This window comes from Pseudomonas sp. M1, from assembly GCF_022760135.1.
Classification (GTDB): Bacteria; Pseudomonadota; Gammaproteobacteria; order Pseudomonadales; family Pseudomonadaceae; genus Pseudomonas; species Pseudomonas citronellolis.
In genome coordinates this window covers 4319128-4344627 of the sequence record NZ_CP094343.1, presented here as the reverse complement: position 1 = coordinate 4344627, position 25500 = coordinate 4319128, and the positions used below count along the sequence as shown (strand labels likewise).

Sequence of the window (25500 nt, the reverse complement as noted above, 5' to 3'; positions counted from 1 at the left end):
GCGAATGGCGTAAACTGCCCCCACGTTTGCGAGGAGTTGCCATGAGCGCCATCACCATTACCGAAGCTGCCCAGGATTACCTGGCCGAACTGCTGGTCAAGCAGGACACCCCCGGGATCGGCATTCGCATCTTCATCACCCAGCCGGGCACCCAGTACGCGGAAACCTGCATCGCCTACTGCAAGCCGGGCGAACAGAAGCCGGAAGACACCCCGATCGGCCTGAAGGACTTCACCGCCTGGGTCGACGGCATCAGCGAGCCCTTCCTGGAAGACGCCGTGGTCGACTACGCCACCGACCGCATGGGCGGCCAGTTGACCATCAAGGCGCCGAACGCCAAGGTGCCGATGGTCAACGAAGACAGCCCGATCAACGAACGCATCAACTACTACCTGCAGACCGAGATCAACCCCGGCCTGGCCAGCCATGGCGGCCAGGTGAGCCTGGTCGAGGTGGTCGAGGACAACATCGCCGTGCTGCGCTTCGGCGGCGGCTGCCAGGGCTGCGGCATGGTCGACATGACCCTCAAGGACGGCGTCGAGAAGACCCTGATCGAACGCATCCCGGAACTGAAGGGCGTGCGCGACGTCACCGACCACAGCAACAAGGAAAACGCCTACTACTGAGTGGTGGGTGTTTCGGCAAGAAGGCCGCCCCGAGGGGCGGCTTTTTTGTGGTTCTACCTGGAGCGGGCCCTGCCCGCGAAATCGCGCGCAGGGCGCGCTCCTACAATGGGAATGGCGCGGGTGGGGCAGCGTAGGAGCGGACTTTGTCCGCGAATCGCGCCGGGATGGCCGGCTATCGCGGACAAGGTCCGCTCCTACGGGGGGGACCGTGCTTCCAGGCTACCTGTAGGAGCGGGCCCTGCCCGCGATTCGCGCGCAGGGCGCGCTCCTACATGGAATGGCGCGGGTGGGGCGGCGTAGGATCTCATCCGCGAATCGCGCCGGGATGGCCGGCTATCGCGGACAAGGTCCGCTCCTACGGGGGAGGAATACCGTGGCTCAGGCGCTGGCCGGCTGGCGTCGGCGCGCCGGCCAGAGCAGCGCCAGGGCGAATGCCAGCACCGGCCACACCAGCAGGTTCACCGCGCTCCAGCCCAGGCTGGTGATGAGCGCGCCGGAGCTGAACGACATCAGCGCCGCCATCAGGCTGTTGCCTTGCTCCATCAGCCCCTGCGCCTGGCCGCGCTCGTCCGCGCCATGGCCTTCGCCGAGCAGGGTGGTGCCGGCCACCAGCAGCAGGTTCCAGCCCATGCCCAGCAGCAGCGAGCTGGCCAGGAAGTGGCCGTGGTCCAGGCCGGCCAGGGCCACGGCTGCACTGGCCGCCAGCAGGGCGATGCCGAGCAGGGCCACGCGGCGGCTGCCCAGGCGGTCCACCAGCGGGCCGGCGACGAAGGCCGGGAGGAACATGCCGAGGATGTGCCACTGGATCACGCTCGCCGAGCTTTCCAGGGACAGCCCGCAGAACTGCATGGCCAGCGGCGTGGCGTTCATGATCAGGATCATCAGCCCGTGGCCGGCGGCGGTGCAGGCCATGGCCGCGCGCACCAGCGGCCGGCCGAGCAGGGCGCGCATGGCTGCGATGCCGCCGTGCGGTGGGCGAGGCGCGGCGCCTTCGCGCAGGCGCGCCATCAGCAGCAGGCCGACGAGCGCCAACGCGGCGATGGCCAGGTAGGCGCCGACGAAGGGCGTGGGCAGCGCCTCGCGGGCCCACAGCGCCAGGCTCGGGGCGAGCAGTGCGGCCAACACTCCGCCGCCGATCACATAGGCGCTGGCTCGACCTTTCTCGGTCTCGCCCACCGCTTCCAGGGCGGCGAAGCGGTAGTACATCGCCGAGGCCTGGTAGGCGCCGATGGGCAGGGCGCCCAGGCACAACAGCCAGAACGAGCCCAGTTGCACGCCCAGGGCGCAGGTCAGCCCGCCGAGCACGCCGCCGGCGGCGCCGAGCATCAGCCCGGGGCGGCGGCCGTGGCGCTGCATGAACAGCGACAGCGGCTGCACCGCCAGCAGGTTGCCCAGCACCAGCAGGGCCAGGGGCAGGGTGGCCAGGCCGTTGAGCGGCGCCAGTTGCGCGCCGATCAGCGAGGTCAGGGTGATGCCGATCAGCGAGCACGACCAGTACAGCGCCTGGCCGAGGAACAGCAGGCGCAGCGCGCCGTTGCGCAGTAGCAGCATGTCCGCGCCCTCAGTTCCGGCAGCCGCCGGGCTTGAGCACCCGCTGCGTCGAGGCCGGGTGGCGCAGCAGCGCCTCGCTCGGGCGCCGTGGCCGTTGCAGCAGTTCGCCGCCGCAGTTCGGGCACTGGCCGCCGAGCACGCTTTCGGCGCAGTCGCGGCAGAAGGTGCATTCGAAGGTGCAGATGCGCGCGTCCGTGCTGTCGGCCGGCAGGTCGCGGTCGCAACATTCGCAGTTGGGGCGCAGTTCGAGCATGGCGAGGTCCTTCTGACTGGGGATCAGACGTCGGTGAGCTGGCCGAAGCGTTCGGCGTATTCCTGGGGACTCACCGCCAGGTGCTTGTGGAAGGTGCGCCGCAGGTTCTCCGGGTGGCCGAAGCCGCACAGCCGGGCCACGGTGGCGATCGACGCCCGGGCGTCCTGCAGCAGGGCGCGGGCGGCCTCCAGGCGCACCCTCTCGACATAGCGGCCGGGTGCTACGCCCAGCTCATTGATGAACACCCGCGACAGGGTGCGCGGGCTCATGCAGGCCTGCTCGGCCAGGGCTTCCAGCGACAGGTCGGCGCCGAGGTTGGCCGGAATCCACTCCAGCAACGCGGCCAGGCGCGGTGCGCGCACCGGCTCGGGCGTCAGCCAGGCGCTGAACTGCGCCTGCCCGCCGGGCCGCCTGAGGAACATCACCAGGCGCCGGGCCACGGCCAGGGCCAGCGGGCGGCCGAGGTCGGCCTCCACCAGCGCCAGGGCCAGGTCGATGCCGGCGGTGACTCCGGCGGAGGTGAACACGTGGTCGTCGCCGTCGCGGCGGCTGGGGTCGTAGGTGTGCAGGCGGTCGCCCTGCACGTGGACTGCGGGGTGGCACTCGCGCAGGGTGTCGACGTCGGCCCAGTGGGTGGTGGCGCTGCGCCCGTCGAGTACCCCGGCGGCGGCCAGCAGCAGGGCGCCGGAGCACACCGAGCCGAGGCGCCGCACCTGGCCTTCGGCGGCGCGCAGCCATGCCAGCAGCGCGGGGTTGGCGCACTGCGCCTCCACGCCCAGGCCGCCGGGGACCAGCAGGGTGTCGAGGCTGGCGGCGTCGGTATCGGCCCAGGTGGCGTCGGCGCAGATGCGCAGGCCGGCGGAGGTGGCCACGGGGCCTTCGTTTTCGCCCAGCACCAGCAACTCGTAGGGCGCCGACAGGCCCTGGCGCTGGCGCTCGATGTTGGCCGAGGCGAACACCTGCAGCGGGCCGGTGACGTCCAAGCTCATCACGTCGGGGTAGATCAGGCAGGCGATGCGGCGGATGGCGGGCATGGCGGGCGGCTCCCGGGGTTTGCCGGGAGTGTGCGCCGGGTGGGGAGTGGCGGCAATGACATGGGCCCCACGGATCTTGCCAATCGCTCGGTGGCTTTTCGTGGGAGCGAGCTTGCTCGCGAAAGGTGTTTCCCGGTTATTTCGTAGTCCGGCTCAACTCCGTCCCCTCTCCCCAACCCTCTCCCTGAAGGGAGAGGGGGCTGTCCTCTGCAGGTTGTGGGTTCGGCGTGATCCTGTGACTGCGGTTCGCCGATGGGACTGCCAGGAGAACGCCGGACCTCCAGCTCGCTCCAAACGGCCCCCTCTCCCTCTGGGAGAGGGCTGGGGTGAGGGAGCGGAATCAATCCAGGACACCTACGTCCCAGGAAACGCTGTTCGCAAGCAAGCTCGCTCCTACAACAGCCCTCGCCCAAAACGCCCCGCCGGAAATAAAAAACGCCGTTTCCCTCCCCGAGGAAAACGGCGCTTTTCAAGCTCCGGGCGGCAAGGCCCTGGGCCTCACTCCGGCATATGCCATTCCTGCAGGTCATAGCCTTCGCGGTTCAGCTCTTCGCGGGCCTGGGTCAGCAGGTCGGCCAGGCGCGCCGGGTCGGAGTATTCGGTGCAGGGAATGCGCGTCAGGCCCAGCAGGCGAGTGCCGGTGCGGTCGAGGACGGACAGGTCGAGGCTGCCGTCGCCGCCGGACTGGTCGATCCAGGTGACGCAGTGGAAGGGTTGGAAGGCTCGTCCGGTGATCAGCAGAGCCTCGTTGAAACGAAGGGTCGCGTTCATGGTGGTTACACTCTCTGCGCAGGTCATCCATTGCTCTGTTAAGGGGACGGCGCTTCACTGATCCGTCCGATCTGTACAACCCATTGACACCGCGAGCCGCGCAAAAAGTCACAACGCCTGTCGCTTTTGTGCACAAGGTTGTCGCATTGGAAACCGGAAAATTGCCGGCAATCTTCCGGGAAACCGCCGATAAATGGCTCTGCCACGCGGCTTTCATCGAACTTGCGGGGTGCGCCGTTGCGTCGCAGGGGCCGCGTGCCCTTGGTTCGGCTTTTCCACGGCCAATTCGTGACAGCCGGGGCAGGGCGCCGCAAGATAGGGGCTTTGCATCCGCTTTTGCCTGAGGAGGTTTCATGGAGATTCGCTGCGACTTCGACAGCGGCAACATCCAGGTGCTGGATGCCAGCGACCCGCAGGACGTGCGCCTGGCCCTGCGCCCGGACCTGAACAGCCCGCACTTCCAGTGGTTCCACTTCCGCGCCGACGGCCTGACCCCGGGCCAGCGCTACACCTTCGACCTGACCAACGCCGGGCACTCCAGCTACACCGGCGGCTGGCCGGGCTACCGCGCGGTGGCCTCCTACGACCAGCGCGACTGGTTCCGCGTGGACAGCCGCTACGACGGCCAGTCGCTGCGCTTCAGCCTCGACGCCGAGCAGCCCCGGGCCTGGTTCGCCTACTTCGAGCCCTACAGCCGCGAGCGCCATGCCGCGCTGGTGCGCCAGGCCATCGAGCAGGCCGGCGCCGAGCTGGTGGCCACCGGGCGCAGCATCGAGGGCCGCGACATCCCGCTGCTGCGCATCCGCCGCAACCCGCAGGCCACGCGCAAGCTGTGGTTGATCGCCCAGCAGCACCCCGGCGAGCACATGGCCGAATGGTTCATGGAAGGCCTGATCGAGCGCCTGCAGCAGAAGGATGCGGAACTCGACTACCTGCTGCAGCACGCCGAGCTGTACTTGGTGCCGAACATGAACCCCGACGGCGCCTTCCGCGGCCACCTGCGCACCAACGCCGCCGGCACCGACCTCAACCGCGCCTGGGCCTCGCCCAGCGCCGAGAACAGCCCGGAAGTGCTGTTCGTCCAGGCGCACATGCGCCAGCAGGGCGTCGACCTGTTCCTCGACATCCACGGCGACGAGGAAATCCCCTACGTGTTCGCCGCCGGCTGCGAGGGCAACCCCGGCTACAGCGAGCGCCAGGCCTACCTCGAAGCGGAGTTCCGCAAGCGCCTGGAGGAGCGTGGCGAGTTCCAGAGCCTGCACGGCTACCCGCGCAGCGCGCCGGGCAAGGCCAACATGACGCTGGCCTGCAACCACGTCGGCAAAACCTACCAGTGCCTGGCGCTGACCCTGGAGATGCCGTTCAAGGACCACGACCTGGCCCCGGATGCCCGCACCGGCTGGAGCGGCGCGCGCGCCAAGCGCCTGGCCGGCGCGGTGCTCTCGACGCTGTCGAGCCTGGTGGAAGAACTGCGCTGACTGGAATCTTCGCCGCCGCATGCCAGTCTAAAGCTGTGAGGAACTTGCATGCGGAGGTGTCCATGTACAGGACGCGCAAGCTGTTGACCCCCCAGGAGATCGAGGACCTGCAGGAACGCATGGAGGCCATGGAGGAACTGGACTTCCGCGAACGCCGCGAAGTCCGCAAGAACCGCACGGGCGACCATCGCCCGCGCCTGGCCGCAGCGCCGGCCTGACCGGCGCGCCGCGCACCCGGCCGCCGGCCGGGTGCGTATAGGGCGCCTGCCCTGGCAGCCCTGGCCGGGCCGAGTGGCAAAGGGAGGGCGGACACCCGCGCTGCCATTAAGTTGCCAGTACGCGGATTATTAATCTCGCTGTCATAAAGCGTACACATTCACGGCATTAAATCATCACGTCTTCTAACCAACCGGGGACTTCCCGGACTTCCTCCCATATTGAGGTATTGACGTGATGCTGCTCAGCAAAACCCGCTTGTCCGTCCTGCTGGCTTCCATGGCCCTGACCGGCCTGGCCCATGCCACTGATGTCACCGGCGCCGGCTCCAGCTTCGTTTACCCGGTGCTGTCGAAGTGGTCCCAGGAATACAGCAAGTCTTCCAGCAATCGCATCAACTACCAGTCCATCGGCTCCGGCGGCGGCATCGCCCAGATCAAGGCCGCCACCGTCGACTTCGGCGCCTCCGACGCCCCGCTGTCGGCCGACGACCTGAAAGCGGCCGGTCTGGGCCAGTTCCCCAGCGTGATCGGCGGCATCGTGCCGGTGGTCAACCTGGACGGCGTCGAGCCGGGCAAGCTGCACCTGGACGGTGAAACCCTGGCCAAGATCTTCCTCGGCAGCATCACCGACTGGAACGACCCGGCCATCGCCGCGCTGAACCCCGAGCTGAAGCTGCCGGCCACCAAGATCACCGTGGTCCGCCGTTCCGACGGTTCGGGCACCTCCTACAACTTCACCAACTACCTGTCCAAGGTCAGCCCGGAGTGGAAGGACAAGATCGGCTTCGGCACCACCGTACCCTGGCCGGTCGGCATGGGCGGCAAGGGCAACGAAGGCGTCTCCGCCTACGTCAAGCAGATCAAGAACTCCATCGGCTACGTCGAGTACGCCTACGCCCTGCAGAACAAGATGGCCTACGCCTCGCTGAAGAACGCCGCCGGCAAGTTCGTGCAGCCCAACACCAAGAGCTTCCAGGCTGCCGCCGACACCGCCGACTGGGCCAACGCCAAGGACTTCAACCTGCTGATGACCAACGCCCCGGGCGACACCGCGTGGCCGATCACCGCCACCACCTGGATCATCATGTACAAGCAACCGAAGAACGCGGAACAGGCCCAGGCCGCCTTCCACTTCTTCAAGTGGTCCCTGGAGAACGGCCAGCAGCAGGCCGCCGCCCTGGACTACGTGGCGCTGCCGGAGTCCCTGGTCAAGCGCATCGAAGGCTACTGGAAGTCGGACTTCGCCCGCTGATCGGGTGAATGACCAGGACCGCCGCCCGGAACCCCGTGCGGCGGTTCACTTGCTTGGATGAACCGATGTCTACCGAATCCTCACCGTCCCTCGCCATGCCCAACCTGAAGGCCGCCGAAGCCGAAGACCGCGCCCAGCGCGACCAGCGCCACGACCGCTGGTTCCGCAACGCCATGTTCGGCTCCGCGCTGCTGGTGCTGTTGCTGCTCGCCGGCGTCGCCGGCTCCACCCTGTGGGGCGGCAGCCTGGCCTTCTCGCACTTCGGCCTGGACTTCCTCACCAGCACCGAATGGGATGCGGTGAACAACAAATTCGGCGCCCTGGTACCGATCTACGGGACCCTGGTCACCTCCTTCCTGGCGCTGCTGATCGCCGTACCGGTCAGCTTCGGCATCGCCATCTTCCTCACCGAGCTGGCGCCGCCGTGGCTGCGCATGCCGGTGGCCGCGGCCGTCGAGCTGCTGGCCGGGATCCCCTCGATCATCTACGGCATGTGGGGCCTGTTCGTCTTCGGCCCGTTCATGGCCCAGCACATCGCCCCCTGGCTGAACGACTACCTGGGCGCGCTGCCGCTGATCGGCGGCCTGTTCCAGGGCCCGCCGCTGGGCATCGGCATGCTCAGCGCCGGCATCGTCCTGGCGATCATGATCATCCCCTTCATCACCTCGGTGATGAACGAAGTGTTCAACAGCGTACCGACCACCCTGAAGGAATCGGCCTACGCCCTGGGCAACACCACCTGGGAAGTGGTCTGGGACATCGTCCTGCCCTACACCCGCTCGGCGGTGGTCGGCGGCATCTTCCTCGGCCTGGGCCGCGCCCTGGGCGAGACCATGGCGGTGACCTTCGTGCTGGGCAACTCGCAGCACTTCTCCGCCTCGCTGCTGATGCCCAGCAGCTCCATCGCCTCGGTGATCGCCAACGAGTTCAACGAGGCCTACACCGACCTGCACCGCTCCTCGCTGATCGCCCTGGGCTTCCTGCTCTTCGTGGTCACCTTCATCGTTCTCGCCGCCGCTCGCCTGATGCTGCTGCGCCTGGCCCAGAAGGAGGGCAAGTGACATGGCCGGCAACGAAAGCCTGTATCGCACCCGCGCGCTGAAGAACCGCGCCGCCATGCTGCTCAGCTGCGGCGCCACCCTGTTCGGCCTGATGTGGCTGGCGTGGATCCTGCTGACCACCATCAGCCACGGCATCGAGGCGCTGAACCTCAACCTGTTCACCAAGATGACGCCGCCACCGGGAGCCGAGGGCGGCCTGGCCAACGCCTTCTACGGCAGCGTGCTGATGAGCGCGCTGGCGCTGCTGATCGGCACCCCCATCGGCCTGATGGCTGGCATCTGGCTGGCCGAATACGCCCGCCACACCCGCATGGGCACCGTGGTGCGCTTCATCAACGACATCCTGCTGTCGGCGCCGTCCATCGTCCTGGGCCTGTTCGTCTACACCAGCGTGATCCTGCCGCTGAACTACCTCACCGACCACCGCGTGGGCTTCTCCGCCATCGCCGGCGCCCTGGCCCTGGCCCTGCTGGTGATCCCGGTGGTGGTGCGGACCACCGACGAAATGCTCCAGCTGCAGCCGACCACCATGCGCGAAGCCGCGCTGGCCCTGGGCGTGCCGCAATGGAAGCTGACCCTGCAGATCGTCCTGCGCGCCGCCCGCGCCGGGGTGATCACCGGCATCCTCCTGGCCCTGGCGCGCATCACCGGCGAAACCGCGCCGCTGCTGTTCACCGCCTTCGGCAACCAGTTCTGGAGCAGCGACCTGCTCAAGCCCATGGCCAGCGTGCCCGTCGTGGTCTTCCAGTACGCCATGAGCCCCTTCAGCGACTGGAACGCCCTGGCCTGGGCCGGCGCCCTGGTGCTGACCCTATTCGTACTGCTGCTCAGCCTCACCTCCCGTCTCATCCTTCTGCGCAATAGGGCATCCTGATGACTGCCATGACCACCGCCATCGCCGCCGAACGCACCAAGATCCGCGTTCGCGACCTGGAGTTCTTCTACGGCGAGCACCGTTCGCTCAAGTCCATCAACATGGACATCCCGGAGAAGTGCATCACCGCCATCATCGGCCCGTCCGGCTGCGGCAAGTCGACCCTGCTGCGCATCTTCAACCGCATCTACTCCCTGTACCCGAAGCAGGAAGCGCGCGGCGAGGTGCTGCTCAACGGCGAGAACATCCTCGCCCCCGGCTACTCCATGAACCGCCTGCGCAGCCAGGTGGGCATGGTGTTCCAGAAGCCGGTGCCGTTCCCGATGACCATCTACGAGAACATCGCCTACGCGGTGCGCCACCATGAAAAGGTCAGCCGCCGCGAGATGGACGACCGCGTCGAGCAGGCCCTGCGCGGTGCGGCCCTGTGGGACGAAGTGAAAGACAAGCTGAACGCCAGCGCCCAGGGCCTTTCCGGCGGCCAGCAGCAGCGCCTGTGCATCGCCCGCACCATCGCGCTCAAGCCCCAGGTGCTGCTGCTCGACGAGCCGACCTCGGCGCTGGACCCGATCTCCACCGGGCGCATCGAGCAGCTGATCACCGAACTCAAGCAGGAGTTCACCGTGGTCATCGTCACCCACAACATGCAGCAGGCGGCGCGTTGCTCGGACTACACCGCCTTCATGTTCCTCGGCGACCTGATCGAGTTCGGCGACACCGACACCCTGTTCACCAAGCCGGCCAAGGAGCAGACCGAGGACTACATCACCGGTCGCTTCGGCTGAGCCCAGGCGTTAACCCGACGCCCGCCACGGTGCACGCCGCGGTGGGCGTTTTCATTGCGGCGCCGGCAAAGCCTTGCCGCAGCCTGGCAGGCGTTTGCCTTGCGTAGGAGCAAGCTTGCTCGCGAACGGGCGACGCTGCCATGCGGTTCGCGAGCAAGCTCGCTCCTACAGGGGAGGGCGGCGCCGTCATGACCGCCGGCCGGCATCCTGGCGTGTTTCTTGCCCGATACAGGCTCCCCCCTTCGGCACGGGAGACCTGCCCATGAACATCATCGACGGCCTGAGCGGCATCGGCCTGGCGACCAAGCTGGTGCGCGGCGTGGTCGCCGGCGCCAGCGAGTTCGCCAGCTACCTGGCCAACGCCAGCAGCGCAAGCGCGACGACGAGCGGTACGAGCGAGGCGCCCTCCGGCGCGGTAGCATCCTCCGGCGGCGCCGCGCAGAGTGGCGGCGGCCCCCTGGACGAATTCCTCGCCTACATGAAGCTCAGTCCCGGCGAAAAGCTGCGGCACAGCGTCATGCAGGACATGGACGTCACCCAGGAACAGCTCGACGCCATGCCCGCCGAGGACCGCGAGCGCATCGAGAACGAAATAGCCCAGCGCATCAGGGAAAAGATCACGCAGCAGGCCGACTCCGGCAGCCAGCCGGTCGCACCCACTGCCACTCCGGTGGCCCTGAAGCAGATGTATGGCGTCGAACGAACCCAGCCCAGCCTCGACCTCCTCGGCTGACCCCGCCCCGGCCGGCCCTCGCGCCGGCCTCAAGCCTTGTATCGGAACCGATACGGGACGCTACCCGATGCTGGCTGCATCGCTGAACTCCCTTGCCTAGACTGCGGTCTTCCGCAGTGAACCCACGTTTGTGCACATGTCTTCCATGCAATCCCACAGCAGACTCATCAGCCACGTTCCCCGGCACCTGATCCAGCAGGCCGTAGCGAAGAAGGTCGGGCGCGGCTGGCGCGCCGACTTCAACGTCGCGGTGTGGCTGCACCTGGCCACCGCTGGCGACACCCAGGTGACACTGAAAGTCAGCTACCAGGACGGCGAGACCGTCCGCGAGCAACTGATCGACCGCGGCCGCGTCGGCTTCAACCAGCGCATCCTGCTGTGCGGCATCGCGCGCCTGGAATACAACCAGGCCATCGAATCCATGAGCCTGTCGCTGCTGTGCGAGGAACCCATCCAGACGCTGATGGTGGACGAGTTGTTCGTCCAGGCGGTGGAATTGCAGCGCGACGGCGAGCGCAGCCGCAAGGGGCGCCGTTGAAGATTCATCCCAAGGAGTGATACGCCGGGACCCGCCGATGCGTTGAAATGATCCTGCCCGTCAACTTCCACCGGATGGCCCATGAGCTTCGACCCTTCGCACCTGCAGTCCTACACCAAATACCGTGGCATCGAGATTCCCTTTCTCGACCACCTGAAGTTCCGCTACCAGCCGGCCGGCGCCGGCGAGCACGATGGCCACCTGGTGCTGCGCGTGGAGCGCGAGCACCTCAACGGCTGGCGCAACGCCCACGGCGGCGTGCTCATGAGCCTGCTCGACGTGGCCATGGCCCTGGCCTGCAGCCATGTCGACGAGGAAGGCCGCGGCTGCGTGACCGTCGAAATGAAGACCAGCTTCCTGCGCCCCGGCGGCGACGTCGGTGAAGTGCTCGAAGCCTTCGGCCAGGTCCGCCACCGCACCCGCTCCATCGCCTTCTGCGAGGCCGAAGTCCGCAACGCCGCGGGCGAAACCGTGGCCACCGCCAGCGGCACCTTCAAGTACCAGAACAAACAGCGCCCGGTGATCGACGCCTGAGCCTGCGCCCCGGAATGACTGTAGGAGCGGACCTTGTCCGCGATAACCTGAACCACCGGCGCGATTCGCGGATGAGATCCGCTTACAACGTGCACCCGTAGGAGCAACTGTCTTGCCGGCTGCGCGAAGGCGCGCCTCAACGGATGGGTTGAGCCTTGGCGAAACCCATGCGGTCGTGGTGATGGGTATCGCTTCGCTCAACGCCATCCTACGGGTCTGGTGTTTGCCGGAGGTATCGGCGCGAATCGCGGATGAGATCCGCTCCTACGCTGCCCCAGCCGCGCCGCTCCCCTGTAGGAGCGCGCCCTGCGCGCGAATCGCGGGCAGGGCCCGCAGCTGGGAAATCGCAGTGTTCCCCCCCGTAGGAGCGGACTCCGTCCACGATCCCTCCCCATGGCCTCCTGCCATCCCCAACCGCTCTGGCCCGCAGTTTTTCGTGTTCTCGAAAGGTCTTTTGTCATGATTCTGTCATCAGTCGTAACTACATTTTTCTGTCATGAAAATGTCACGCCTGAGTGACGGAGCCAGTGACGGCCCATACCGACCTTGCGAGTGCTGACCCATGCTGCTCAACGACAAGACCCTGCCCCAGCGCATCCGCCAGGAGGCGCTCGACGACCGCGACGAGGAACTCGAGCTCGACTGGCAGGAGCTCTACGACCTCGACGGCCTGCGCGCCGACACCCTGGAAAACTTCGAACAGCGCCTGGCCCACCAGCGTTACTTAGGCGAACTGTTCCGCCTGCAGGGCGAACTGGTGAAGCTGCAGAACTGGGTGGTCAAGACCGGGCACAAGCTGGTGGTGCTCTTCGAAGGCCGCGACGCCGCAGGCAAGGGCGGGGTGATCAAGCGCATCACCCAGCGTCTCAACCCCCGCGTGTGCCGTGTCGCCGCGCTGTCGGCGCCGAACGACCGCGAACGCACCCAGTGGTACTTCCAGCGCTACGTCTCGCACCTGCCGGCGGCGGGGGAGATCGTGCTGTTCGACCGCAGCTGGTACAACCGCGCCGGGGTGGAGCGGGTGATGGGCTTCTGCAACGACGAGCAGTACGAAGAGTTCTTCCGCAGCGTGCCGGAGTTCGAGCGCATGCTGGCGCGTTCGGGCATCCAACTGGTCAAGTACTGGTTCTCGATCACCGACGAGGAGCAGCACCTGCGCTTCCTCAGCCGCATCCACGACCCGCTCAAGCAATGGAAGCTCAGCCCCATGGACCTGGAATCGCGGCGGCGCTGGGAGGCCTACACCAAGGCCAAGGAAACCATGCTCGAACGCACCCACATCGCCGAGGCGCCCTGGTGGGTGGTGCAGGCGGACGACAAGAGGCGCGCGCGGCTGAACTGCATCCACCACCTGCTCGGCCAGGTGCCCTACGAAGAAGTGGCGCACAAGCCCATCGAACTGCCGGCGCGCCAGCGCCACGCCGACTACGTGCGCATCCCCACGCCGGCGGAAATGCTGGTGCCGGAGCAGTATTGAGCCCAGGCCTGGCGTAGGGCGCATAACGCCTCTGGCGTTATCCGCCGTTTGACCTCGGCCACCGTCCACTCGGCATCGAACCTGGCATTACCACCCCGACCAGCGGCCCCCCACCCAGGCGACGACCTGCGCCTTCCCGTAATAAATGTGTGGCTATGCTTGGGCCCATGGACATCCGGATCGAACAGACCGATGGTGATCCGCCCGCATGGAAGGTCTTCCTGGGGACGTTCTTCATCGTATGCGCCAGTGAAGACGAAGCCTCAGCCTGCGCCGAGGCCGCGCGCCGCTACGCCAGCGCCAACCCCGCCATCCACTGCGACCTGCCCAGCCCGCCGGCGGCCGTGGCGCCGTTGCGCGCTGGCTGCCGCCCACCCAGCGGCACCGAACTGGAGGCCTGGGAGCTGCGCTGGCCGGAGCGCTACCTGGGCACCTGAGCGCCAACGCCAGGCAAACGCCCTCTGAATCCCGGTCCGCCGCCAAAGCCCCGCCCGTCACCTGCCCACGCCACACTCTTGCCGGAGACGCGCAGATTTCCGACAGTTCTGCCTCGCCCTTGCCGTAGCTGATTTCCGCAATTGCGCCGAGCGTTGTGGGACTTGACCCCAGGGGTTCGCCGCGTGAGCCGGCGGTCAAGTTCTGCACGGCGCGCCACCCCTAAGATCGCCCCCACGCGCCGGACCAGGCCTTGCCGTGCACCGGTCGCACCCACGACAAGAACAACCAATGGGGGACCACCACCATGCAGATTCGAAGCGGCGGCTGGACGGCCCGGCAGCGCTGGCGCATCCAGATCTTCGCCATCACCTGGCTGGCCTACGCCGCCTTCTACTTCACCCGCAAGGCCTTCTCCGTAGCCAAGCTCGGCATCGGCGAAGACCCCGGCTTCGTCCTCGACAAGGCGGCCATGGCCGACCTGGACGCCCTCTACCTCGCCGCCTACGCCGTGGGCCAGTTCGTCTGGGGCAGCTTCGCCGACCGCTTCGGCCCGCGCGTGGTGGTGGGCGGCGGGCTGTTCGTCTCGGCCCTGGCGGCGCTGGCCATGGGCACCTTCGCCACCGTGCCGATCTTCGCCACCTGCATGGTCGTCCAGGGCCTGGCGCAGTCCACCGGCTGGTCGGGGCTGTGCAAGAACATGGGCGGCTTCTTCTCCACCGCCGAGCGCGGCCGCGCCATGGGCTATTGGAGCACCTGCTACGCCTTCGGCGGCCTGGTGGCCACGCCCTTCGTCGGCTGGTGCGCCTACCAGCTCAGCGACGACTGGCAGGTAGCCTTCAGCGCCTCCGCCGGCGTGGTGCTGGCCGTGGGCTGCCTGTTCCTGCTGCTGCAGCGCAACCGCCCGGAAGACGTCGGCCTGCCGCCAGCGGACGACGAACAGGAAACGCAGGCGCAAGCCACCACCGGCCTGTGGGACGCGTTGCGCCAGGTGCTGCGCAACCGCACCGTGCTGGTCCTGGGGCTGGCCTACTTTCTGCTCAAGCCGGCGCGCTACGCCATCCTGTTCTGGGGCCCGGTGATCATCTACGAACGCATGCCGGAGATCGGCAAGGTCGCCGCCGCCGTCGTCCCCACCGCCTTCGAGGTCGCCGGCCTGCTCGGGCCCATCCTCATCGGCCTGGCCTCGGACCGGCTGTTCGGCGCCCGGCGCATGCCCGCCTGCGTGCTCAGCCTGCTGGCGCTGGCGGCGTGCCTGGCGCTGTTCACCCCGGTGCTGCTCAGCGGCAACCTGTACCTGGTGGTGGGGCTGCTGTTCCTGATGGGCGTCACCCTCTATGGTCCCGACTCGATGATCAGCGGCGCCGCTGCCATCGACTTCGGCACCCGCCAGGCCGCCGGCACCGCCACCGGCTTCGTCAACGGCTGCGGTTCGGTGGGGGCGATCCTCGGCGGCCTGCTGCCCGGCTATTTCGACACCTTCTCGGTGTTCATCCTCTTCACCTGCGCCGCGCTGACCGCCTGCCTGTTGCTGGTGCCGTTCTGGCACAGCCTCCCGCAGGGGAGGGCAGGCGCCGCACCCGCCACCGCCCTGCAAGCCCGCTGAGCCACCACCGGGCCGCCCGCGGCCCGGCCAGCATTCCCGACTAAACAAGGAGAACGCCCATGGCCCTCGCACTCTTCGACCTGGACGACACCCTCATCGACGGCGACTGCGCCAGCCTGTGGAGCCGGCACATGGCCGACCTGGGCTGGGTGGAAGGCGACGCCTTCGTCCGCCACGAACGGGCACTCATGGCCCGCTACGCCGAAGGCCGGCTGGCGATGGAAGACTACATGGCCTTCACCCTGGCGCCCCTGGCCGGGCGCACCGCCGAAGCCGTCGCCGCAGCGGTCGAACCCTTCGTCACGGAAGTCATAGGCCCCTGCATCCGCTTCGACGCCATGGGCTGCCTGAACCAGCACCGCGAAGCCGGCGACCGCCTGCTGGTCATCTCCGCCTCGGCGCACTTCCTGGTCGCCAGCATCGCCGCCCGCCTAGGCGTGACCGAGGTCCTGGCCATCGACCTGGAACAGCACCAGGGCACCTACAGCGGCCGCACCCAGGGCACCCTGACCTACCGCGAAGGCAAGGTCACCCGCCTGCAAGCCTGGCTACAAGAGCAGGGCGAAAGCCTGGCCGGCGCCCACTTCTACTCCGACTCCCGCAACGACCTGCCCCTGCTATCCCTGGTCCAGAACCCCCGAGCAGTAAACCCCGACCCAGCCCTGCGCTACCACGCCGAAACCGCCGGCTGGCCGATCCTCGACTGGCGCTGAAATCACTTAAAAGCGGCTCTAGCGCTGCAGGCTGATACCGACCCTCCCGCCCACACCGAACGGCCCCCTCTCCCTTCAGGGCGGGGCGCGTAGCCGAGGGCTGGGGAGAGGGAGCGGAGTCCCCCCAAACACCGCAATCACCGGGAAACGCAAGCACCTACAACCCAGCACGTCACACCGTACCCCTTGTAGGAGCGGGCCCTGCGCGCGAATCGCGGGCAGGGCCCGCTCCTACAGGTCGGCACCGTCCCTCCCCGCTACGCCGAACGGCCCCCTCTCCCTTCAGGGAGAGGGCTGGGGAGAGGGAACGGAGTAATCCCCAAACGCTGCAATTACCGGGAAACACAAGCCCCTACAACCCAGCACGTCACACCGCGCCCCTTGTAGGAGCGCGCCCTGCGCGCAAATCGCAGGCAAGACCCGCTAACGTTACAGACAACCACAGCTTCTCGTAGGAGCGAGCTTGCTCGCGAACAAACGTGGTGCCATGCGGTTCGCGAGCAAGCTCGCTCCTACAAAAACCCCCTACCTCAACCGCCGAGCCCACTCCCGCCAACCCGCCCGCACCTCGGCAGACCCCCGCACCACCCGCGGCAACTCCGCCATGTTCACCCACAACTGCCCCTGCCAATCCAGCACCCGCACACCCTGCCGCCCCCAACTCAGGCACAACTGCCGCGGCCCGCCATCGCCGCTCTGACAACGCACCTCCGGCACCACCTGCGTACTGATCCAGCGCCGCAACCCACCCAGATCGGCATGGGCGAAATGGAACAACAACGCATAAGCACCGGACTCGCTGACCAACAGCCGCTCCAGGCTGCCGCCATCGTCCAGGCGGAGCCACTGCGTGCACAACTGGTCATCCTCCAGGCGCCTGGCCAACCGTTCGCAGCTGGCATGGCCGATCAGCCGGCGCAGGTCATCCAGCACGAACCAGACCTGATCGTCGAGTAACAGGGCGCGGAGGGGGCGGTGCTTGTGGAAGAAGTAGAGCGGGGTGGGGAGGGTGGATTCGTCCATGGGAAAGGTCCTTCTCTAGTGAGTTGTAGGACCGCGACCAACCGCTGCTAATCGGATGGAGGCGGAACCGCACAGGGTTAGCAGACCGACCACTAGAAGCCGGCAGACCCGAAGGTCTCCCCATGCGGCCCGCCATATCGGATTTCTTTGGGCGAATGACATCACCGAAAGAACGCCTAGCGTTTCCGCTTCTAGTGAGTTCGGGCTGCTAAACCCGGCCCCGTCGTTTTCACGGGGCACGTGAAGATTATTTAGATAAAGTCCATTGGTCAACTGGATGCTATGCAGCGTTAGCTAGAGAGACACACTCTGTCAAAAAGTCACCTAACTTATCATTTACTATTGGCCACGTTTTGAATCGGAAATAAGCGAAATAGTCGTTTTCAATTTCTTTCTTTATTAACCTTTTTGCGTCTGGATAGTTTTCAAGTATTACAAAGGCACATATTTTTACATCGTTAGACGGAGACTGTGCGCTAAGGTTTCTTAGAAGCGTCTTGTCTAGCTTTTGGCTGTTAATTTTGTATGCTGCAAATTGAGTGTTTATTTTTGTTGTTTCACAGTCTATCTCTTCAATTTTGTCATTATAGGCTTCTGCTAGGGCTATAACCTCTTCGTATTTCTCTTGCATGAGTAGGGCGTAAGTCTTTCCGGATAAATAGGCAGATATCTTGAGTCCGAAATTAAAAGCTTTGTCTAAGTGCTCAATAGCTTTATCTAGGTCGCCGTTTTCTATGTATATGTCGCTTTTTAAGTCGTGATAATATTCCTGGAATAGATTTGGCTTGTCTTGTTCTAGTTTTTCCTCTATTTGAGGTATTAGGCTTCGGTTTGCAAAGCGCGCATAATTCAATATGTCAGAGAGGCGGCTTGAGATGTTGTGGCACTCAAGAGTGCTTGCTAGATAAGAAGCTGCTGCTTCTAGGTTTCTTTTTTGTGATATGAAGTACTTGGCCTTTTCTAAAAGAATTTTGGCATTCTTTTCTATTTCTATATCTTTTATGTGTCGCTCAAAGAATTTTTCTTGCTCTAGGTTTAGTTCGTGGAGTTGTTCTCGGTTCTTGGCCTCTGTAAACACATCGCAGATTAGAGAGTTTATTTTCTTGCGTTTGGTTGTTGAGGATTTTTCATGTATTTCGTAAAGAAAATTTATGTGTGACTTCAGAGCTGCTGAGCCAGAGGATTTTGGGATTTGGTATATTTGAATTTCCAGAGATCTTGAATGCTCCGGATTTTGTTGCTTTGCTTGATTGAATAGGGTGTTTAGCTCTTCTTGGGCCTGTTCGCTGGTTAAGTCCTTGGAGCCTTTCATATGGTCAATGACGTCTATTAGGTCAGCCCAGGCCGGATTCTCTAAGCTTGGATCTGTAGATATGCTTCTTTTTAGAAGCTCAAGGAGCTGATCTATTTTAGGAGACGATCTGGTTGGGTCTGATTTTATTGCGTTGAATCCGCTGGTTGCCGTGTAATTCAGGAGCGAAGGGCTGTAGGGGAATTTTGGTAATAGGTCATTAAGGAACTGGAAGCGCTCCTCATGAATTTTTATGCAGCCTGCTTTCCTTATGTAATAGGATACATTTTTGCTGTCGGTCTCAATTAGCCGGTCACTCCACCGGATGGCAGCGTTGAAGTCTTCTTTGTTTATGGAGAGGCTAATGAGTCTTTCAATGTATTTTGGTTTTGTTTCGTTGCACGTACATGAGTGGAAGTAGGATTCGCATAGGCTGTAAGCTGCATCGAAATTATCTTTGTGTGTTAAAGACTGAATTTCCAAAAAGTTTCGCATATCAGTGATTCCAAGTTGGGTGTCGGAATCGCTACCTTTTGAAAGGTCTTGAAGGAATTGAGAAATATCTTGCTGGTTGCTATCGTTTTTTATTGCGGCTATTTCGTTTCTAATTATTTGGTTTCGAGATACGCCATATTTATCCTCGATGATATTTTGTATGGTCTTTTGTATTTTTGATTCTTTTGTGATCGATTTTAATTCGAGTTCACCGCCGACTAGTCGATGGTGCGTCTCCGCAAAGAGTTCATCGAAACCGTCGATTAGTACAGGGTATACTTTATCTTTCCAAAGTAGATTTCGCAGGGCGTGACATATGTTGTCATTTGGCCTCAAACACCAGTAGACACCATTCTTTAAATAATTTTCCTGTTTAACTAGAAACTCTAGGACATCCATGATTGAACGGTCGCTGCCAGAGTAGCCGACGACAATCAATCCGTACTCTTTTGAAAATTCGACAAATTTTTCTTTAGTGTTTTGCTCTAGCGACTCGGTCTCTCTGAGTGTGCTTTTTATATCATCGAATAAATAATCGCCATGAAGTTTTATTATTTTTGGTCGTTTTGAGGTTATTGAGATTGAGTGGACAGATGAGTCGTGGGCGCACTGTATAGGGCGCTCAGTTGAGAATTGGTAGAATGCCTCATTTATCAGGTCGTCAAAATTTGTGGTGAAAATGGTGTTGAAGTAATTGTTGTCTACTAAAGATGCAAGGTATGCATATCCGATAGATGGAAGTTTTTTGTCTACTTCCTTTTCTACAAAGCGCCTTCTTTGGATTGGTAGATCAAATTTCTTTTCAAATAGAGATGAGTAAGGGTTGGCTGGGTTGTACCAAGTTGGATGTGATTTCTCAAAATATTCTTTTGCTACTTTGGCTGATTCAGGTATTTTTCTTTCGAATCTTTCATATAGCTCGATAGACCATTCGTCTATTAATGTTGTAGCTGCACGAATGTCAGAGGTAACAGATGCTCCTGCCCCTAAGAAGAGACTGTAGTTTGCGGTGCTTTTTTCTTCTTTGGTTCTAATATGCCTTATTACATCGGAGATGCTTCTGACTTTGTGAGAAAGCTCGCCGTGTGAATTAAGTAGCTCGCTTGCATTCATTTCGATACTCTTCTGTGTTTTTTGGAAGTTGTATTGGCTATTGAATATTCTCTGTAAAGTGAGTCACTCCCCACCCACCCCATTCCTCTCATGCCGATAAACACTCACCGCCTCATAAACCGCCTTCCTCAACCGGTTGATCCCACCAATCGGCCGATGCTCCGGCAGGGCGTGCCAGGGGTTGAAGGAGAGGTTGTCGCACATCAGGTTCTGGTCGCGGCTGTCGAAGTCCTGCGGGGGGATGCTGACCAGGGCGACGGTCTGGAAGGGGGAGTCCTTTTCTTTCCATTCCACGCTGGTGTCTTCGATGGGCATGTATTTGTTGGCGTCCTGTTTTTGCACTTGTAGCGCGAAGCAGGCCGGGACTCGGTCTATCGAGAGCTGCTGGTAGAGCGCGGTGCGCAGGAAGTTCGGCAGTTTTTCGTTGAGCTTGGGCAACTGGTAGCTGGGGCAGGCGCCCGGGGCGGGGACGCTGCGGAATTTGATGTTGTTCTGCTCGCCGAGCTTGTATGGGGCTATGCCGAAGTAGCTGGCCTGCAGCGGGCTGGCCGGGGCCGGGGCTAGGGTTTGCAGGGCGATCAGCAGGTGGCGGATTTCCCAGGTGTTGGGCTTCCAGCTGGGGAAGAAGGCGAGGATCTTCTGGCCGCTGGCCTGGGCGTTGAAGTTCTGCCGGTACTCGGCCACGTCGCGGACGAAGAACACCGGGTGGTTGAACATGACGAAGTCCTGCTCGCCGTCGTGGCCCTTGCCGGGCATCAGCTTGGCGCCGGGCACGTCGAGCAGCTTGATGGCCATGCCGCGGGCGTCGTTGGCGCTGTCCTGCTGCGGGTAGGCGTTGCCGTTGGAGAAGCGCACCCAGGCGTTCCACACCTTGCCCGGTTGGGCGAACACGCCCTGGCGCAGGTCGGCGGGCAGGTTGGGGTTGACGGTGACTTCGGCCTTCACGCAGCCGTGGGCCTTGGCGTGGGCGTCGCGCAGCACGCGGGTGTTGTCGCGGTGCTGTTCGACGATGCGGATGGCGTCTTCGATGATGGCCTGGGCCTGCTGGGCTTCGTCCGCCGGGATCTGTTCCTGGGTGGAGACCGGGCCGCTGAACTTGATGCTGTAGTACACCCAGCCAATGCCCAGGCCGACGAGGCCGAGCAGGGCCAGGCAGAGGATGGGCAGCGCCACCCATTTGCCGAGGAGGTTCCAGATCCGGGTGAGCAGTGCGCGCATGGGGGCGGTCCTTTGCGGGGGGCTTTCTTGGTTTTCTTCTGTGGGGGTCGAGTGTGCGGGGAGTTTTTGCCCTCTCCCTAACCCTCTCCCTGAAGGGAGAGGGGACTGTTCGGAGTGGGGCGGGGCTACACCGTTAGCCGGTCAGCTCCGCTCGGGCATCACTCGCAGTTCGGGCCTGGGGTCCAGGGTGGGGTGGGTTCGTCGGTCAGGCGGCTTTCGTAGGCCGGGTTGCCCAGCACCTTCAGGTATTCCACCAGCGCCCAGCGTTCGTCCGGGCTCAGGGCGCGGCCGATGGCGCCGTCCTTGCGGCAGCCGTCGCGGAATTCGTGGCCGCGGTTGCTGTTGCCGGTGACGCTGGTCTTGTACAGGAAGCCGCCGGGGAAGCGTTCGGTGCGGTAGCCGACGAATTTCGGGTCGAAGTCGAAGGTGCCGACGTAGAACTGGGTGTCGCGCTCGGCCACCGGCGAGAGCAGCTGGAACAGGTTGGGCACCGAACCGTTGTGCAGGAACGGCGGGGTGGCCCAGACGCCGTCCAGCGGACGGGCCTTGTAGGCGGCCAGTTCGCGCACGCCGATCTCCAGGCCGTAGCCGTTCATGCGCTTCTGCTCCTCGGGGCCGATGTCGGCGTCCTTGTAGGCGCGCTGCTCGACGTAGGCGGTGATGTAGGCCAGGCCCTTGGCGGCGGAGAGTTTGGACAGGTCCAGCGGCTGGCTGGGCGGTGGCATCAGCACTACGTTGAGCTTGTTCAGCTCGTCGAGTTGCCATTTCAGCGGGGTCAGGTCGTAGGTGTGGTTGGCGATGTTGTCCGCGGTGGTCGGGTCGGTGCCGATCACCGTGGTGGGGATCATGCTCATCTTCCATTCCGGGTCGCGCGCGGGGGCCAGGCGCTGGTCCGGTTCCACCACGTGGGGGCCGTGGCAGCGCTGGCAGTTCTCGCGGAACAGCGCGCGGCCCTGGGAGGCGCGCTTGAGGTCGATGGCGCCGAACACCTGCTCCGGCCAGGCCGGCGGCTTGAGGGTCTTGAGGCCTTCTTCCAGGGAATGCAGGTCCTGCACCCGCACGCTGGAGGCGTAGCGCGCGTCGCCCAGCACCGGCTGGCCGTCGGCGTCGAGCAGGCCGAGGGTGGCGCCCACGCCCAGGGCTTCGCCGATGTTGCGGGCCATGGGCTGCATGGCCGAGCCGTTCCACTGCACCCAGTCGAACTTCCAGATGTCCCACAGCTGCGGGTAGTTCACCGGGGCGTTGGCCACGCGGTAGTTGTCGGCGCTGATGTGGTCGCCGAACACGCCGTTGGCGATGCGCCCGAAGGCGTCGGCGCGGCCGGGGCCTTCTTCGGTGGGGTAGAGGCGCCGGCGGGTGTCGTTCCAGGCGGTGCCCAGCAGGGTGCCGAGCACGTCCTTGAAGCCGGCGCGCAGTTCGGCCTTGGCCTCTTTATCGGGGTTCCTGCCCAGCACGTCCTCGGCGAAGCGGTCGAACTTCCAGGGGTTGATGTAGGTGAACAGCATGCTCATGCCCAGCGCCTGGCCGAAGGCGCCGCCGCGCACGGTGGGCACGGTGGAGGCGATGGAGTGCATGGCCGCGCCGCCGTCGATGCGCACGGCCTGGCCGTTGTAGCGCAGCTCGCCGGTGTGGCAGGCGGAGCAGGTGATGTCGAGGTATTGCGGGCCGTTCTCGCCGTTGCGGTGGCGGGCGAAGCCCACCGGCAGGTTGCCGGGGTTGTTCGGGTCGAGCTTGCGCTCCTTCGCCGGCTTGAGCTGCTCGGGGTCGATGAGGAAGCCGTAGCGGGCGAGGTTGGCCGGGGCGGCGAATTTCTCGCTGGAGAAGGGCTGGCGCAGATGGATGAACCAGTCGTAGAGCAGGCCCTTCACCTGGGTGCCCTGGGGCGTGTAGTAGTAGTGCTCGCGGGCCTGCTGGTCCCATTGCGGGAGGAGGTTGAGCTTGTCCGGCGCGGTGTACTGCGGCACGTTGGGATGGGCGACGTACCACAGCAGCACGCCACCCACGAGCAGGAGCAATAGGACGATAGCGAGTATGATCCGTCCGATTATGCGCATCGCAACTTCCTTGTTTCTTGAGGCCCGGGGCCATCGTTATGCCAATACCGGCACCGGTTGGCAAGGTGATGCCGCACACAAGTCAGGGTTTTTGCCTGCCACCATGCACCCCGTAGCAGGCACAGGCCAGGTCCGTCCGCGGTTTATCCGCCGTTTTGCAAGGGACATCACTGTCGGTGATGTTGAAAGGTGTGTCTTGAGTTCCAACCATTCCCTCGACGACGAATCGGTGGCCGCGCGGGTGCTGCGGCACTTCCGCGTGGCCCTGGACGAGCGCGGCTACAGCGCCGACGGCTCGCAGCAGTCGGCCATCGAGCACCTGGCCGACTGGCTGGACGGCTTCCTCGGCGGCCGCCGCTCCTGGCTGCGTAAGCCGCCCGCGGGCGTGTACCTGTGGGGCAGCGTGGGCCGCGGCAAGAGCTTCGTGATGGACTGCTTCTATGCCGCGGCTCCGCTGCAGGCCAAGCGCCGCGTGCACTTCCACGCCTTCCTGCAGGAGCTGCAGCAACGCATGATGGCCTTCGCCGGCCAGGCCGACCCGCTGGCGCGGGCGGCCCGCGACATAGCCGCGCAGACGCGGCTGCTGTGCTTCGACGAGTTCCACGTGCACGACATCGGCGACGCCATGCTGCTCGGGCGCATGCTCAAGGTGCTGGTGGAGGAGGGCGTGGGCATGGTCTGCACCTCCAACTACGAGCCCGAGGGCCTGTGCCCCAACCCGCTGTACCGCGAGCGTTTCCGCCCGGCCATCGAGCTGCTCGAGAAGCGCTTCGACGTGGTGCCGCTGGACGGCGGCGAGGACTACCGCCTGCGCGCCACGCCCTTGGAGAACTGGGGCAGCTACCTGTGGCCGGCGCGCGCCGACGACCTGGACCTGATCGGCCAGCGTCTGGGCCTGGACGACGCGGCGCAGTTCGACCAGGTGCTGGACGTCAACCACCACCCGCTGCGCATCCATGCCCTGGAGGAGGGCCGCGCCTGGCTCGACTTCAGCGAGCTGTTCGAACGCCCGCGCTCGGCGGCCGACTACCTGTGGCTGATCGAGCACTTCCCGCGCATGGCGGTCAGCGGCCTGGGCCCGCTGGGCGACTACCCGCCGGACGTGAGCATGCGCTTCCTCAACTTCATCGACATCGCCTACGACCGCCAGCTGCGCCTGCAGCTGTTCGCCAGCGTGTCGCTGGAGCGCCTGGCCGAAGGTGGCACCGCCATCGATTTCGGGCGGACCCTGAGCCGCTTGCGGCAGTTGAAGCTGGAGCCGTTGTAGGGGAATCGGGCCCGGCTTCGGCGGGGCGGGTGTGCCTGGGGTATCGGCGCACAGGTCGATCATGACGTAGGGCGAATAACCGTTCGCGGTTATCCGCCGCCTGACTTTGGCATGACCCACCTCGGGCTCGGCCCGGACTGCCCCTCTGCAGGTGTGGGCGATTATCGCCCCATTTCATTTGCGATTATCGCCCGACGCTTCGATAATCGGCCGAATCCGCCGCCAACAGGACCTCGCCATGACCGACGAACATTCCGCCAGCCAGGCCACCCTGGCCCCGCCCATCGTCGCTTCGCCGGCCAAGCGCATCGAGGCCTTCACCGGCGACCCCAACTTCATGACCTCGCTGGCCCGCGGCCTGGCGGTGATCCATGCGTTCCAGGAGCGCAAGCGCCACCTGACCATCGCCCAGGTCAGCCACCGCACCGAGATTCCCCGCGCCGCCGTGCGCCGTTGCCTGCACACGCTGATGAAACTGGGCTACGTGACCACCGACGGGCGCACCTATTCGCTGCTGCCCAAGGTGCTGACCCTCGGCCACGCCTACCTGTCGTCGACGCCGCTGGCGGTCACCGCGCAGCCGCTGCTGGACCGCGTCAGCGAGCAGCTGCGCGAGGCCTGCTCCATGGCCACCCTGGAAGGCGACGAGATTCTCTACATCGCCCGCTCGGCCACGCCGCAGCGGCTGATCTCGGTGGACCTCAGCGTGGGCAGCCGGCTGCCGGCCTACTGCACGTCCATGGGCCGCATCCTCCTGGCCGGGCTCGACGACCAGGCCCTGGAGGACTACCTGGCCCACGCCGACCTGCAGGTGAAGACCAGCCGCACGGTGTGTACCCCGGAGGGCCTGCGCGTGAGCATCGCCGAGATCCGCCGGCAGGGCTGGGTAATCATCGACCAGGAGCTGGAGATGGGCCTGCGCTCGGTGGCGGTGCCGCTGAAGGATTCCGCCGGCCAGGTGCTGGCGGCGCTGAACGTCGGCACCCACGTCGGCCGGGTGTCGCGCCAGGAGCTGGAGACGCGCTTCCTGCCGGTGCTGCTGGAGGCCAGCCGGGAGCTGAGCACGCGGCTGTTCCACTGAGCGCCAGGGTTTTGGTCGA

At 64.4% G+C, this 25500-nt stretch carries 24 protein-coding genes; 16 read left to right on the top strand and 8 right to left on the bottom strand.

The features are described 5' to 3' along the window. The first annotated feature begins 41 nt into the window (after positions 1–41). Complete coding sequence (nfuA, locus tag PM1_RS19000) at positions 42–626, top strand: Fe-S biogenesis protein NfuA (protein WP_009619251.1); 585 nt, start codon at positions 42–44, stop codon at positions 624–626. A gap of 378 nt (positions 627–1004) precedes the next feature. Here nfuA and PM1_RS18995 read toward each other — a convergent pair whose 3' ends face one another. The 4 genes from PM1_RS18995 to PM1_RS18980 all read right to left on the bottom strand — a co-directional run bounded on the left by PM1_RS18995 (position 1005) and on the right by PM1_RS18980 (position 4235). Then, positions 1005–2174 carry an MFS transporter gene (locus PM1_RS18995; RefSeq protein ID WP_152604503.1) on the bottom strand — a complete coding sequence of 390 codons (1170 nt, stop codon included), beginning with the start codon at positions 2172–2174 and terminating at the stop codon, positions 1005–1007. A 13-nt stretch (positions 2175–2187) separates the two neighbouring features. Further along, positions 2188–2430, bottom strand: a complete 243-nt coding sequence (locus PM1_RS18990; protein ID WP_009619253.1) for a DUF1272 domain-containing protein — start codon at positions 2428–2430, stop codon at positions 2188–2190. A gap of 23 nt (positions 2431–2453) precedes the next feature. Continuing rightward, on the bottom strand, positions 2454–3464 hold the full coding sequence (locus PM1_RS18985) for a GlxA family transcriptional regulator (protein WP_009619254.1): 1011 nt from the start codon (positions 3462–3464) through the stop codon (positions 2454–2456). 498 nt (positions 3465–3962) lie between these two features. After that, positions 3963–4235: a hypothetical protein gene (locus tag PM1_RS18980; RefSeq protein ID WP_009619255.1), complete on the bottom strand. Its 273-nt coding sequence runs from the start codon at positions 4233–4235 to the stop codon at positions 3963–3965. A gap of 353 nt (positions 4236–4588) precedes the next feature. Here PM1_RS18980 and PM1_RS18975 point away from each other — a divergent pair, with 353 nt between their 5' ends. The 13 genes from PM1_RS18975 to PM1_RS18915 all read left to right on the top strand — a co-directional run bounded on the left by PM1_RS18975 (position 4589) and on the right by PM1_RS18915 (position 15939). Further along, complete coding sequence (locus PM1_RS18975) at positions 4589–5713, top strand: M14 family metallopeptidase (protein WP_009619257.1); 1125 nt, start codon at positions 4589–4591, stop codon at positions 5711–5713. 62 nt (positions 5714–5775) lie between these two features. Next, positions 5776–5931 carry a hypothetical protein gene (locus tag PM1_RS18970; RefSeq protein WP_009619258.1) on the top strand — a complete coding sequence of 52 codons (156 nt, stop codon included), beginning with the start codon at positions 5776–5778 and terminating at the stop codon, positions 5929–5931. A 235-nt stretch (positions 5932–6166) separates the two neighbouring features. Further along, a complete protein-coding gene (gene pstS / locus PM1_RS18965) occupies positions 6167–7183 on the top strand; it encodes a phosphate ABC transporter substrate-binding protein PstS (protein WP_009619259.1) in 1017 nt (338 codons plus the stop codon). Positions 7184–7278: 95 nt separating this feature from the next. Further along, on the top strand, positions 7279–8244 hold the full coding sequence (gene pstC, locus PM1_RS18960) for a phosphate ABC transporter permease subunit PstC (protein WP_371263856.1): 966 nt from the start codon (positions 7279–7281) through the stop codon (positions 8242–8244). 1 nt (position 8245) lies between these two features. Beyond that, positions 8246–9118 carry a phosphate ABC transporter permease PstA gene (pstA, locus tag PM1_RS18955; RefSeq protein ID WP_009619261.1) on the top strand — a complete coding sequence of 291 codons (873 nt, stop codon included), beginning with the start codon at positions 8246–8248 and terminating at the stop codon, positions 9116–9118. Further along, the gene (gene pstB, locus PM1_RS18950; protein ID WP_009619262.1) at positions 9118–9903 is read left to right on the top strand and encodes a phosphate ABC transporter ATP-binding protein PstB; all 786 of its coding nucleotides are present in this window, start codon (positions 9118–9120) and stop codon (positions 9901–9903) included. Before pstA ends, pstB begins: the two co-directional genes overlap by 1 nt. Before the next feature lie 262 nt (positions 9904–10165). Further along, positions 10166–10636, top strand: a complete 471-nt coding sequence (locus tag PM1_RS18945) for a hypothetical protein (RefSeq protein WP_009619263.1) — start codon at positions 10166–10168, stop codon at positions 10634–10636. Between the two features lie 136 nt (positions 10637–10772). Beyond that, on the top strand, positions 10773–11174 hold the full coding sequence (locus tag PM1_RS18940; protein WP_238603219.1) for a hypothetical protein: 402 nt from the start codon (positions 10773–10775) through the stop codon (positions 11172–11174). An 81-nt stretch (positions 11175–11255) separates the two neighbouring features. Beyond that, entirely contained in the window at positions 11256–11708 is a 453-nt protein-coding gene (locus PM1_RS18935) for a PaaI family thioesterase (RefSeq protein ID WP_009619267.1), read from the top strand. 562 nt (positions 11709–12270) lie between these two features. Then, complete coding sequence (ppk2, locus tag PM1_RS18930; protein ID WP_009619269.1) at positions 12271–13185, top strand: polyphosphate kinase 2; 915 nt, start codon at positions 12271–12273, stop codon at positions 13183–13185. Positions 13186–13352: 167 nt separating this feature from the next. Continuing rightward, entirely contained in the window at positions 13353–13622 is a 270-nt protein-coding gene (locus PM1_RS18925) for a hypothetical protein (RefSeq protein ID WP_009619271.1), read from the top strand. Between the two features lie 305 nt (positions 13623–13927). Then, positions 13928–15226, top strand: a complete 1299-nt coding sequence (locus PM1_RS18920; RefSeq protein WP_009619273.1) for an MFS transporter — start codon at positions 13928–13930, stop codon at positions 15224–15226. Between the two features lie 59 nt (positions 15227–15285). Beyond that, positions 15286–15939 (top strand): HAD family hydrolase, encoded by a 654-nt coding sequence (locus tag PM1_RS18915; protein ID WP_009619276.1) that lies wholly within the window; start codon positions 15286–15288, stop codon positions 15937–15939. A gap of 525 nt (positions 15940–16464) precedes the next feature. Here the strand turns inward: PM1_RS18915 and PM1_RS18910 are convergent. From PM1_RS18910 to PM1_RS18895, 4 genes are all read right to left on the bottom strand, one after another. After that, entirely contained in the window at positions 16465–16962 is a 498-nt protein-coding gene (locus PM1_RS18910) for a BRO-N domain-containing protein (RefSeq protein WP_009619277.1), read from the bottom strand. A gap of 280 nt (positions 16963–17242) precedes the next feature. Beyond that, positions 17243–19861 carry an SIR2 family protein gene (locus PM1_RS18905; RefSeq protein WP_009619278.1) on the bottom strand — a complete coding sequence of 873 codons (2619 nt, stop codon included), beginning with the start codon at positions 19859–19861 and terminating at the stop codon, positions 17243–17245. A 63-nt stretch (positions 19862–19924) separates the two neighbouring features. Further along, entirely contained in the window at positions 19925–21079 is a 1155-nt protein-coding gene (locus PM1_RS18900) for a catalase family protein (RefSeq protein ID WP_009619279.1), read from the bottom strand. A 158-nt stretch (positions 21080–21237) separates the two neighbouring features. Then, complete coding sequence (locus tag PM1_RS18895) at positions 21238–23133, bottom strand: c-type cytochrome (protein WP_009619280.1); 1896 nt, start codon at positions 23131–23133, stop codon at positions 21238–21240. 196 nt (positions 23134–23329) lie between these two features. Here PM1_RS18895 and zapE point away from each other — a divergent pair, with 196 nt between their 5' ends. Together zapE and PM1_RS18885 are read left to right on the top strand one after the other, a co-directional pair. Further along, positions 23330–24400 (top strand): cell division protein ZapE, encoded by a 1071-nt coding sequence (zapE, locus tag PM1_RS18890; RefSeq protein ID WP_009619281.1) that lies wholly within the window; start codon positions 23330–23332, stop codon positions 24398–24400. 238 nt (positions 24401–24638) lie between these two features. Continuing rightward, complete coding sequence (locus PM1_RS18885) at positions 24639–25481, top strand: IclR family transcriptional regulator domain-containing protein (RefSeq protein ID WP_009619282.1); 843 nt, start codon at positions 24639–24641, stop codon at positions 25479–25481. Positions 25482–25500 lie beyond the last annotated feature (19 nt).

Excerpts from the sequence above, each read along its gene's own strand:
- pstS (WP_009619259.1), top strand. The coding sequence starts at position 6,167 with ATGCTGCTCAGCAAAACCCGCTTGTCCGTCCTGCTGGCTTCCATGGCC.
- PM1_RS18975 (WP_009619257.1), top strand. The coding sequence starts at position 4,589 with ATGGAGATTCGCTGCGACTTCGACAGCGGCAACATCCAGGTGCTGGAT.
- PM1_RS18915 (WP_009619276.1), top strand. The coding sequence starts at position 15,286 with ATGGCCCTCGCACTCTTCGACCTGGACGACACCCTCATCGACGGCGAC.
- PM1_RS18920 (WP_009619273.1), top strand. The coding sequence starts at position 13,928 with ATGCAGATTCGAAGCGGCGGCTGGACGGCCCGGCAGCGCTGGCGCATC.
- PM1_RS18910 (WP_009619277.1), bottom strand. The coding sequence starts at position 16,962 with ATGGACGAATCCACCCTCCCCACCCCGCTCTACTTCTTCCACAAGCAC.
- pstB (WP_009619262.1), top strand. The coding sequence starts at position 9,118 with ATGACTGCCATGACCACCGCCATCGCCGCCGAACGCACCAAGATCCGC.
- PM1_RS18935 (WP_009619267.1), top strand. The coding sequence starts at position 11,256 with ATGAGCTTCGACCCTTCGCACCTGCAGTCCTACACCAAATACCGTGGC.
- PM1_RS18970 (WP_009619258.1), top strand. The coding sequence starts at position 5,776 with ATGTACAGGACGCGCAAGCTGTTGACCCCCCAGGAGATCGAGGACCTG.
- PM1_RS18980 (WP_009619255.1), bottom strand. The coding sequence starts at position 4,235 with ATGAACGCGACCCTTCGTTTCAACGAGGCTCTGCTGATCACCGGACGA.
- PM1_RS18905 (WP_009619278.1), bottom strand. The coding sequence starts at position 19,861 with ATGAATGCAAGCGAGCTACTTAATTCACACGGCGAGCTTTCTCACAAA.
- pstC (WP_371263856.1), top strand. The coding sequence starts at position 7,279 with ATGCCCAACCTGAAGGCCGCCGAAGCCGAAGACCGCGCCCAGCGCGAC.
- PM1_RS18925 (WP_009619271.1), top strand. The coding sequence starts at position 13,353 with ATGGACATCCGGATCGAACAGACCGATGGTGATCCGCCCGCATGGAAG.
- PM1_RS18945 (WP_009619263.1), top strand. The coding sequence starts at position 10,166 with ATGAACATCATCGACGGCCTGAGCGGCATCGGCCTGGCGACCAAGCTG.
- nfuA (WP_009619251.1), top strand. The coding sequence starts at position 42 with ATGAGCGCCATCACCATTACCGAAGCTGCCCAGGATTACCTGGCCGAA.
- PM1_RS18990 (WP_009619253.1), bottom strand. The coding sequence starts at position 2,430 with ATGCTCGAACTGCGCCCCAACTGCGAATGTTGCGACCGCGACCTGCCG.
- ppk2 (WP_009619269.1), top strand. The coding sequence starts at position 12,271 with ATGCTGCTCAACGACAAGACCCTGCCCCAGCGCATCCGCCAGGAGGCG.
- pstA (WP_009619261.1), top strand. The coding sequence starts at position 8,246 with ATGGCCGGCAACGAAAGCCTGTATCGCACCCGCGCGCTGAAGAACCGC.
- PM1_RS18895 (WP_009619280.1), bottom strand. The coding sequence starts at position 23,133 with ATGCGCATAATCGGACGGATCATACTCGCTATCGTCCTATTGCTCCTG.
- PM1_RS18940 (WP_238603219.1), top strand. The coding sequence starts at position 10,773 with ATGTCTTCCATGCAATCCCACAGCAGACTCATCAGCCACGTTCCCCGG.
- PM1_RS18985 (WP_009619254.1), bottom strand. The coding sequence starts at position 3,464 with ATGCCCGCCATCCGCCGCATCGCCTGCCTGATCTACCCCGACGTGATG.
- PM1_RS18900 (WP_009619279.1), bottom strand. The coding sequence starts at position 21,079 with ATGCGCGCACTGCTCACCCGGATCTGGAACCTCCTCGGCAAATGGGTG.
- PM1_RS18885 (WP_009619282.1), top strand. The coding sequence starts at position 24,639 with ATGACCGACGAACATTCCGCCAGCCAGGCCACCCTGGCCCCGCCCATC.